This window comes from Finegoldia magna (assembly GCF_018371055.1).
Taxonomy (GTDB): domain Bacteria; phylum Bacillota; class Clostridia; order Tissierellales; family Peptoniphilaceae; genus Finegoldia; species Finegoldia magna_I.
Genome location: NZ_JAGYZD010000038.1, coordinates 1 through 10,603 on the forward strand (window position 1 = coordinate 1; position 10,603 = coordinate 10,603).

9 protein-coding genes and 1 pseudogene are annotated in these 10,603 nt (G+C 28.0%); all 10 read right to left on the minus strand.

Going from position 1 to position 10,603, the window contains the following annotated elements; translation table 11 throughout:
• Positions 1-315: 315 nt before the first annotated feature.
• Positions 316-1,212, minus strand: coding sequence for a CD1107 family mobile element protein (locus tag KHW44_RS02930; protein WP_304065779.1), 897 nt, complete (start codon positions 1,210-1,212; stop codon positions 316-318).
• 14 nt (positions 1,213-1,226) lie between these two features.
• Entirely contained in the window at positions 1,227-2,789 is a 1,563-nt protein-coding gene (locus tag KHW44_RS02935) for a stalk domain-containing protein (RefSeq protein WP_304065782.1), read from the minus strand.
• Positions 2,789-3,034, minus strand: coding sequence for a hypothetical protein (locus tag KHW44_RS02940; RefSeq protein WP_304065786.1), 246 nt, complete (start codon positions 3,032-3,034; stop codon positions 2,789-2,791). The genes KHW44_RS02935 and KHW44_RS02940 overlap by 1 nt, the downstream gene beginning before the upstream one ends.
• Positions 3,035-3,049: 15 nt before the next feature.
• Positions 3,050-5,437: a C40 family peptidase gene (locus tag KHW44_RS02945; protein ID WP_304065789.1), complete on the minus strand. Its 2,388-nt coding sequence runs from the start codon at positions 5,435-5,437 to the stop codon at positions 3,050-3,052.
• A 162-nt stretch (positions 5,438-5,599) separates the two neighbouring features.
• Positions 5,600-6,559 (minus strand): site-specific DNA-methyltransferase, encoded by a 960-nt coding sequence (locus KHW44_RS02950; RefSeq protein ID WP_304065793.1) that lies wholly within the window; start codon positions 6,557-6,559, stop codon positions 5,600-5,602.
• A complete protein-coding gene (locus KHW44_RS02955) occupies positions 6,549-9,026 on the minus strand; it encodes a VirB4-like conjugal transfer ATPase, CD1110 family (RefSeq protein WP_304065796.1) in 2,478 nt (825 codons plus the stop codon). The genes KHW44_RS02950 and KHW44_RS02955 overlap by 11 nt, the downstream gene beginning before the upstream one ends.
• Entirely contained in the window at positions 9,023-9,370 is a 348-nt protein-coding gene (locus tag KHW44_RS02960) for a PrgI family protein (RefSeq protein ID WP_010248104.1), read from the minus strand. The genes KHW44_RS02955 and KHW44_RS02960 overlap by 4 nt, the downstream gene beginning before the upstream one ends.
• Entirely contained in the window at positions 9,370-9,531 is a 162-nt protein-coding gene (locus tag KHW44_RS02965) for a hypothetical protein (RefSeq protein ID WP_022620852.1), read from the minus strand. The genes KHW44_RS02960 and KHW44_RS02965 overlap by 1 nt, the downstream gene beginning before the upstream one ends.
• 11 nt (positions 9,532-9,542) lie before the next feature.
• Positions 9,543-10,406, minus strand: coding sequence for a VirB6/TrbL-like conjugal transfer protein, CD1112 family (locus tag KHW44_RS02970; protein ID WP_010248107.1), 864 nt, complete (start codon positions 10,404-10,406; stop codon positions 9,543-9,545).
• A gap of 1 nt (position 10,407) precedes the next feature.
• Positions 10,408-10,521: pseudogene (locus KHW44_RS02975) on the minus strand (Maff2 family mobile element protein); the annotation flags it as partial.
• Between the last annotated feature and the right edge of the window lie 82 nt (positions 10,522-10,603).

Sequence of the window (10,603 nt, forward strand, 5' to 3'; positions counted from 1 at the left end):
AAAAAAAGAGCGAAAGATTTCTCCTTCGCTCGCAATTTATCATAGTCTTTACTACATCACTTATTTATTTTTTATTAACAAACTATTATCTTCTCTTAGCTTCACAAATTATTTTAGATTTTAATATAAATTTTAAAAACCGTATACTTTTCTATCGTAGATTCTTCTTGTTATACGATAGTTGAATTTCATATCTGAATGTTTCTATATTTTTATAATTTTTATTCCATTATTTAACACTTCTTCAAATGTTATATCCTTCGCATATATGTTTTTCTCGAATAAACTTCCCATCTTTTCAAAAAATTCTCATTATTAAAAATCATCTTCTTCTGGAATAATTTCTGTATCTTCTATACTTTCTTTTTCATCATTTTCTTTATCATATTCATAATCATCTTCTAATTCGTCATAATCTTCATCATCTTCAATAGCATTCTCTTCTCTCTTTTTGTAAACTTTGAAGTAATATCCTGCACCTATTCCTACTAGCATTATAAGAACTATAAAAATATACAATCCTACGCCTGACTTCTTTTCTTTCTCTTTTTCTTTTTGTGGTTCTTCCTTTTTTATAGGCTTTTCTTTTCTAACTACTTTTTCTTCTTTTGATTTAGTATCACTTTCTCCTTCGATCATATTTAAAAGGTCTTGCTCACCAACTTCTGTTAATAGTTGAACATTTTCTTGGTTTTGTGAATGATCTATAATAAGATGCATTGTCTTGCCTGATTTAGTCTGAAAGGTCAAAAATTGTCTAACGTCTACAGGATTTTCTTCGCCTTCTTTTCTTACTTCATTATCTCCAACTTTAGGAGTTAGATCTTCTCCACTTTCATCTACATTTTCCAATACTGTCCCTCTTGCTTTATTCTCCTTTGTTGCTAAAGAATTAATCGCTTTTGTATTCCCTCCTTTTACAGGTTTTGCTGGTTGGCATGAATTAATAGATCTTTCTTTTTGTTCACTTTTTACATTTTTACTATCTGGTATTTTAGGTACTTCTTGATAGGGTATTTTTTGTTTTTCATCAGAAGGATTATACACATCTTCATCAAATAAATTTTCTAATTCTTTATTATTTTCTGGAGTATATATATTATTTAGTTGACTCGTTATTTCACTTTCATTACTTTTTGCCATGGATATACTTGGTATTATTGTAAACATAAAGAGTAACACTAAGGCTACTTTTATTCCGCTTTTCTTCATCTTTAGCTCCTTTTTTATTTTATATTTTTAAATACATATACTGCTTTTTTGTTATTATCCCATTCAATGCTTTGATCTTTTCCGTCTTTTATATCTCCACAAGTTGCATTAAAAGCTTTTGCAATATTTGAAATAGAAGCATGAACTCTTCCATTTATAATTACTGGCTTAGTATCAGAATGATAAATATTTCCGTCACTATCTTTCATGACTCCTGTGTCTATATTTAATCTCAATGTTTTCTTTGGAAGAACGATATTTTCTTTATTGGAAAATATAGCTTCTCTTTTGTTGTCATCATATTCAACGTTAAATCCTAAAGTATAGGCTGTATATCTTATAGGTAACATAATATGATCATCTTGAATGTATGCCTTAACATCCATATACACAGTAGTTTTCTTTCCATCTTTTATGACATTATAGTAATCTTTTCCTACTTGAAACACGCTAAATTCATCACCCTTACTACATGGCTTTATATTATCCTCTCTTTTACTAATAACTTCTTTAGTATCTACTACTTCTTTGTTAGTAATCTTTTCTTCTACATCTTTATCATGTTTTGTTTCTATTTCTGCTTGTTTCTTCTTAAGATTATCCAGAGTTTTTTCAAGCTTTTCCTTATCATTTATAGCTTTTTCTTTTTCCCCTGTTTTGTTTTTCTTTAGGTATTTCTCTAGTTCACTGATTCTTTTATTACATTCTTCTATTTTTTTGTCTAAGTCATTTTGGAGATTTTCAAACTCTTTTGTTTGTTGTTCTATTTTATCTTCCAAGCTTTTTATCTGTTCTTGTAATTCTTTTTTATCTTTTTCTGCTTTAGATCTTAATTCAGTTAATTCTTCTTCAAGAGATTTTACTTTCTCGCAAGAATTTTCTTTATCTTCTTTTGCCTTATCTACTTGGTCTTTTAATTTTTCTAATCTTTCTTCTTTTGCCTTTAAAGTATCTTCTATTTTCTTTATTTTCTCCTCTTTTAATTCTATATTTTGATCCTTTTCTTTAATCTCTTTTTCTAATTGACCAATCTTTTCTCTTGTTTCTTTAAAACTTTTTTCATTAACTTCTGCCTTTTCACCTTTTGCTTCTAATTCCCATTTTGCAGAAGATAATTCTTCTTTTAATTTTTCACTTTCTTCTTGAAGTTTCTTTACTTCATCTCTTAGCTGTTCTAGCTCAGCTATTTGCTTTTTGTCTTTACTTTCTAGAGCACATATTTTTTCTTCTAGACCTTTAATTACTCTTTCTTTTTCTAATAATTGATCTTCTAGGCATTTCTTATCTTCTAAAAAATTATCTTCCTTATTTTTATATGAATCTAATTTCTCTTGAAGCTTTTTTATTTGCTCTTTATTTATCTCTTTATCTTTATTTAAGTTTTTAATTTTCTCTTGTAAGTCTGTAATTTCTTTTTCTAAATTTTCTACATTGCTACATACCATTTCAGCTTCAATTTTATTTGTATTTTGTAAACTTTTTTCTGAACTAGCATATATATGACTCATAGGCGATATATTTATAACACTTGCTAGTATCATTCCAATCGCTAAAACTCTATTTCCTATTCTTTTCATTACTTTTCTTCTCCTTCATTAATTTGACATATACTTTTTTCTTTTCTTTCTTCTTCCTTATTTTTTCTTACTATATATAAAAATTCATCAAGGGATATTTTTTTGCTACGAAACTCTTTGATAACTTCCATATTCTCTAATTCTTCTTGTTCTTCTTCTAAGATTTGAAGTTCCAACTCAATATCTTCTTTTTTCTTTACTAACTTTTTTTGTTTTTCTATATTTTTGATTAGTTTTTTATTCATTTTTTATCACCTTTTCTATCTTGGTCTGCCAAAGGCATAAAAGTGTTCTTTCCAATATCTTGTGTTAATATTTGCATATTGAATAGGATCTCCTGCATGAATCATCATTCCATTGCCTGCATATATCCCTACATGAGATATTGGTGTTCCAGAATTATATGTTCCTTTGAAGAAAATTATATCTCCTGGCTTTGCTTGACTAGGCGATACAGGATTACAATAATCAGTATATATTCTCCAAGCTGTTGTTCTTGGCATATTCTTTACTCCAGATTTTGTAAATGACCAACATACAAATCCCGAACAGTCAAAATTTCTTGGTCCACTAGCTCCAAAAACATATCTTTTTCCTATATGTTTTTCAGCTTCTCCAAATAATCTCCTTACCGCTACATCATCAAACTCTATACCGGGATTTCCAAAATTTGGATTATCTACTATGTCCCCTAAATCTCCATAACCAGAGCCAAAATAATCTCCCATATTTCCTTGATTTTCTAATAATGATAAGTAGTGAGCCATATTAGTTTCATAATTTGCAAACTCTTCTTTTGCAATTTTATCAATACTTTTCTTGGTAATGGTAAGAGTTAATATTTTATAGGTATATGGATTTCCATCTTTATCATATTTAGTAATAGTTTTTGATGTATACTCTTTTTTGTACATCTGATTAAAGAGTTTTTTTAGCTCCTTTTTTATTTCATCAGTCGACTTAATTTCTCCATATCTTGCTGTTAAATAACTAAATAGCTCGTGAACATCATGACCTACTGGATCTCCTTTTATATGATATTCATCGTAGTTTGGATAATTTTCTTCAATGCTATCTATCTCATCTTGCAAAGCATATTCATAACTTGAAAATTCATTATTTATATCACTTAGCACTTCTTTTTTTGATAAGTAACTTGTAGCCATAACATTACTTGTAATACCTGAAGTAATACTTCCAATATTACTTATTTCTTTAAACAGCATGAAAAAAAGTCCTAAAATGCAAAGGACAATAAAAATATTTTTATATCCCTTATTTTTTAGAACTTCTGCTGTCTTTTTACTCATATTTGTAATAGACTTTTTTATTCTATTTTTTAAGCTTACTTCTTGTTTTTTTCTGAAATCTTTCTGAAATTTTTTCTTCATAAAAAATCGATTCAATTTATTGGTATTTTGATAGGCTCTAGATTTTTTTAATTCTTCAAAATCTTTTTCAAATAATAATCTACTTTCTTTTTTATGAATTTTATTATCTAATTTCTCTAATTTTCTTTTAGTTTTTAAAGCTTTTTTTCTACGATTACGTCTAATATTTTTTCCAATAAGCTCTGTACTTCTGCTTACTTTATATGATGCATCTATTCCTGCATTATCTTCTTTTCCGCTATAAAGATAGTTTGATGCCATTGCACTTGCAAGAATTAAAGGATTTTCTAATCCTCCTTTTTTTGCTTTTTTATTATCTTTAACTAGGTCTTTTTCTTTTTTTGCTTTTTTCGAGTGTAATTTTGAGATCTTTTCTTCATCTTTTTGAAGCTTATCTTTTACCTTCAATTTATCTTCTTTAAACTTATTTTGTCCTTCTTTTACATTCGAACTTTCCTTTTTTGTTCTTGTATATTTTTCATTTAGATTAAAATTAGCTCTTTTACCTTCTTTTTTGTTATTATCTATAATTTTCTTTTTATTATTTAGATCTACAAAGCATTTTTCCTTTAAGTTCTTACCAGTCTTTAGTTTCTGATAATTCTTATTATCCATTTTACTTTCTGTTAAGTATAAACTTTTTGTCCTAAACTTCTTACCTTTATAATCCCTTACATTAGATCTTTCTATTTTTGTTGAAATGGACTTATCTTGAAATGAATTTTCTTGCTTGTCACTTTGATACTGCTCTTTATTCTTTCTAAAGTCATTTAGAAATCTTTTATTTCTATACTTTGAAAAATACTTTTCATCATCACTAGTATCTCTATAAGAAATATTACTATCTCTAAAGTCCATATCATAACGATCTATTACTCCATCATTATCTAAATCTTTAGACAATGGGTCATAAACTTCTAACTTATCTTTATTTTTTATTCCATTCTTAGATATATGATTAGAACTCTTCTTGAAATTACTTATTCTATTTTCATATACTCTATCATTTTCTTTCTTGATTCTTTCTTCTCTAATTTTATCTTCTACTTCATTATCTTGTTTCAAGTTATCAAGTATTTTATATTTTTCTCTATATACTTTCTCCTGTCTTTTTCTTTGTATTTTTCCCTTATCTGATTTTTCATTAACATTAGGTATATATTTATTATCTAGTTCTTGAAAGTAGCTAGAAGTTTTCTTTATATTATCATAATTCTCAACTTCAGAAACTTGTCTATAGCTATCTTTTTCATTCATAAAAGTGCTATTTTCTCTTTCAGAATTTTTGTTTAATAAAATGGATGAATCTTTTTTATTTTTTATAGTGTTGTTACTTATATTTTTCTTTTCTAATATAAGTTTACTTTTTGGTACATCTCTAGGATTTATTTTGCCCTTTTCTTTTTTCATAAACGCCTCCTATTTCATATTCTCTTCAATCCTTTCTTTAGCCATCTTGCAATAGTCCTCATTTAATTCTATTCCTATATATTCTCTATTCATTTTAGTAGCAACCATTCCAACTGTGCCTGATCCCATAAATGGATCTAATATTAACCCATTATTAGGACAAGCTGCTTTTATACAAATTTCTACTAATTTTGGTGGAAATACTGCATAGTGTTTTCCTTTAAAGGCATTAGTATTTATTGTCCAAATATCTCTACTATTTCTAAACTGAGGAACATTATCTCCTATATATTCTCCATATTCTCTTGCTTCATTTATGCTCTGTCTTTTAGCACCTGTATTTTCTTTTAAGTACTTATTGTCTTTTCCCCTTGCCCTTATATATCTTTTTTTACTTATCTCTTTCATGGGTTCTTTCATTGCTTCATAGTTATAAAAATATTTTTTTGATTTAGAGAGTAAAAAAATATGTTCGTATGATCTTGATGGTCTATCTTTACATGATTCTGGCATAGCATTTTCTTTGTGCCATATAATATCACTTCTTAAATACCAACCGTCTTCTCTTAGTTTTAATGCAAGTTGCCAAGGAATTCCAATCAAATCTTTTGTCTTATATCCTTTTAATTTTTTCGTTACAGAAACTTTTTGACCTGTCCTTCCATTCTTATTTTTTTGGTCTTTGTATTCTTTCTTGCTTCCAGTACCAACATAAGAATCTCCTATTACAATCCATAAAGTTCCATCTTTTTTTAATACTCTTTTTACTTGGTCAAATACTTCTACTAACTTATTTAAATACTCTTCAGGACTTTCTTCTCTTCCGATTTGACCTTTAACTTTATAATCTCTTAATCCATAATAAGGAGGAGAAGTAATACAGCAATCAAATATCTCATTAGGTAGTTCTTTTAAAGCTACTAATGCATCTAAATTAATAATATAGTTACTTTTTATCTTATTCTTCATAACTTTCTTTTAACTCCTCTGGCTTTGTTGTCATTAGTCTATATAGCTTAGTGTCTTTAGGGAATCTATCCACGAATGGAACAATGGTATTCCCATAAAACAAAAGCCCTTCTCCTTCATTAGAGTTGGTTACATATGATAATTGGTAAAGTGATATATTTAGTTTATCTGCTAATATTTCTCTATCACCAGAGGCTTGATTTAGCATCAATATAAAGTCTGTATTATCAAATATATTTTCTATTTCAGGACTAGCTAAAAGATCCTTGACATTCTGAGTTAACCCTGTTGGTATTCCTCCCCATTTACGAAATCTTTTCCAAATTTCTATTGAATAACTTGCTGTTTGTTCTTCTCTTAACAATAAATGGAATTCATCGCAATAATACCTAGTTTCTTTCTTATTCCTATTAATTGTAACTCTATTCCAAACTTGATCTTGAACAATAAGCATTCCAATTTTTCTTAATTGCTTTCCCAATTCTTTGATATCATAACAAAGTATTCTATTTTTAGTATCTACATTAGTTCTATGATTAAAAACATTTAAGCTTCCTTTAACATATATTTCCATTTCTACCGCAAGTTTTTTCCCTACTTTTTCCTCTTGTTCCAAAAGTAAGTTATATAAATCTTCTAAAATTGGCATATTAGAAGGTATAGGATTATCAAAATAGTTTTTATATAAGATTGGAAGACATCTATCTATAACAGAAGTTTCTTCTGCACTCAGTCCTTCTTTTCCCACTACTAATTCAAATAATGATAGTATAAAGTCAGACTTTAATGACAATGGATTATCTTCATCTGCATAATCTAAGTTTATATCTAATGGATTAATATAGTCTCTACTAGTAGGTGATATCCTTATAACTTCTCCTCCTAATGCTCTAGTTAAATTCCCATATTCGGATTCAGGATCACATATTATAATGTCATCTTGTGTAATTAAAAAGGCATTGGTAATTTCTCTTTTAGCCGAGAAAGATTTTCCCGACCCTGGTGTTCCAAGTATTAAACCATTAGGATTTTTTAACAGCTTTCTATCTGTCATTATGATATTTCGACTTAATGCATTTAAACCATAATATAAGCTTTCTCCTTCTAAACACAACTCTTCTGTAGTAAATGGAATAAAGATCGCTGTAGAACTTGTAGTGAGTCCCCTTTTCACCTCAATGTCATTCTTTCCAATAGGCAATGAGGACATAAGAGCTTGTTCTTGCCTATAGTTAAGATTCTTTAATACACAATTATGTCTACCTGCTATAGAGTTTAATTGAAAAATTACATTGTTCAATTTCTTTCTGCTTTTTTCTATATTTGTAAATAAAATGGTAATTACAAACATTCTCTCGTTATGATTTTGAATCTCTAATAAAAGTCTTTTAGCATCATTTCCATAAGTGATCAAGTCTGAAGGTAATATATCCATGTCATATCCCGATCTTATAGCTTTTTTATTTTCTTCAATTTTCATCTTATCTAGATCTGTAATTTTTCTTTTTATCATTTTAATTGCGTTTGTTTGATCGATAGAGTTTATATGAAAGGTTACAATCATATTTTCTTCAACTTCTAAAAATTCAGATAATAGTCTATCAGATAATTCTGGTGCAAGAATCTGTAAGAAATTTACTTCTCCAAAGTATTCTCCTACTCTAAACTGATTTATAGATGAAAAATTAAAAGAAGTCGGAGAAATATAATCTTTTGTAGATAGACCACTATGCTTTAAATCATCATATGAAAAAGTAAATTTTTTATCTTTATTTAAAATATCATGAATTACCTTTAATCTTTCGTATCCATCTAGCACATAAGCCTTAACTCCCATTTTCTTAAAATTATTTAGTATGTCCATTTCCATTCTTTCAAGTCTAATTGTAGCTTCTTTTATATCCTGTGCTTCTAAGCTAAAAGTGATATACATATATTTACTTAATCCATTGTTCCCTTTTTCACTTTGATTTTTTAACATCTCTCTATATTCTTTCCTTATCTCATTAAAAGAATCATCTCTATAGGGGATATTAATATTTTTTTCTATTTCTTCATTTTTCCCTATTCTGTTAATATATGAGAGTTCAATATCTACACTTGGATCAAAGTAATTTAAAAAGTTAGAAAATTCATTAAAAATACTTTCTTTATCTTCTTCTGTCGAAAGCTGATAATTAATATCTAAAAATCTTATCATTTTATTAAATTTATTCTTTTCTATTTGACAAACTCCATTTTTAAGCATTCTTAAATAGGGAATTGTATCTTGAACACTTTTTTTCTTTTGTTTTCTTCCATTAAAAAAAGAAAGCTCTTTCTTTTGCTTTCTTTGTCCTTTGTACTTCTTTGAACTTTCTATTTTCTTTTGACTTTTACCTATGCTTTTTAAGTCTTCTTTCTGCTTTTTTAAATTCTCTTTTTCTGCATTTAATTTTTTTTGCTGTCTTTTTTGTATTTGATTCATTTTCTCCCTTCTTTCATTTTACTTATTTTTCTTTCTATATCATAAATACAATCTGTTTTATATAGTCGAATACTTGGTTGAGTCTTTTTTTCTATCATGTACTTAAGATACTTCTCAAAATACAGACCATCTTTTTCATAAAGTGTTGTGAAAATAATAGGAAATGCTACTCCTATCATAATAAGCATAGATATATCATTTGGTAGATTTTTTCTTGATAAGATATAAATAGGAAAGCCTATTACTCCTGCTATTGTAAATCCAATTAATTGTCTTTTTGTTAAATTTAATGCTACTTTGGTTTTTACTTTAGTTAAATCTTTTGGAACATTTACATATGCCATTATTCTATTTCCTCTATTCTATAAATTATCATCTCATCTTCCCTTTCTTTTTTTCTTATTTTATTTGTTATATATGATCCAATTATAATTATTGGTAATCCTATTATTCCAAACCTTTTAATTTTAAGTTCATTCTTTCTTTTATTTATTCCTTTAAACATTTCTCCTCCCTTTAATGTGCATTTAATATTGATTTTGCAATACTTCCAGATTTCATCATCGTAATTCCAAGTATTAGTGTGTAGCCAAGTAGTTCAAAAATACTCTTGTGTATATCTGTTATACTTAAAGTCTTTACAAGAACTGCGTAAATACCTACACATATAAGCAAAAATAACCCTTGTAGTCCAAGAGCAAAAAGTCCTCTAATATAATTAGTTCCTATGCTCCCCCATTCTTTGTTTCCCATAGTGGCAAAAGGTATAGCACAAACAGAGGTATAGATATATATTTCTATCATTCTTCCATAAAGTATTACCGTTATTAATACCGATATTCCTTGAATTATCATTTTTACTATAGAGGTTTCTATTACTACTGTCATAAGTTTTCCTATTGATTCATTCTTCAATGTTTCTGTCATAGCCGCTATATCCCCTGGTGAAACTTTTGAACTCACATTAGCTACTCCTGCTGCTTTTCCTATTAAACTTTGAGCTACATCAAATACTGCCATAGAAAATTCAAAAGCATGAGATACCAACCATACAGCTATCCACATTTTTATAATATATTTAAAGAAATCAAATGTATCTGTATCGTTCATATTATTCTTATTCATTACCATTTGAATTAACTCAATACATAAAACTGCAGTTATGATAAGACCTGCTATAGGAAGTATTACATTTTCACTTATTGACTTTATAAAGTGGAAAACTTCCGAGTTCCATCCACTCGGAGTTTTTCCAACTTCTGTTGCTATCGTAGATACTTTATCATTTATATCAAGAAGCATTCCACTTAAATTTTCCTTGATCATGTCTATAAGCATCTCCGAAAAAAACTCTTTGATCTTATCTACTATATTAAACATCTTATTTTAGTACATTTGCTAAAAGTGGAATTAATTTAAGTCCAATAAGCACAATTCCTCCACCTGCCATAAGTTGCTTAATACCTTGAGATTTAGCTCCAGATTGCGATAGGTAAGCCTACAGTTTCAGTGTTTCCAGCTTTTCCCCCGCTTAGCACCGTGCATGCGACTTTCACCGCACACGGCGCCCCATCGCA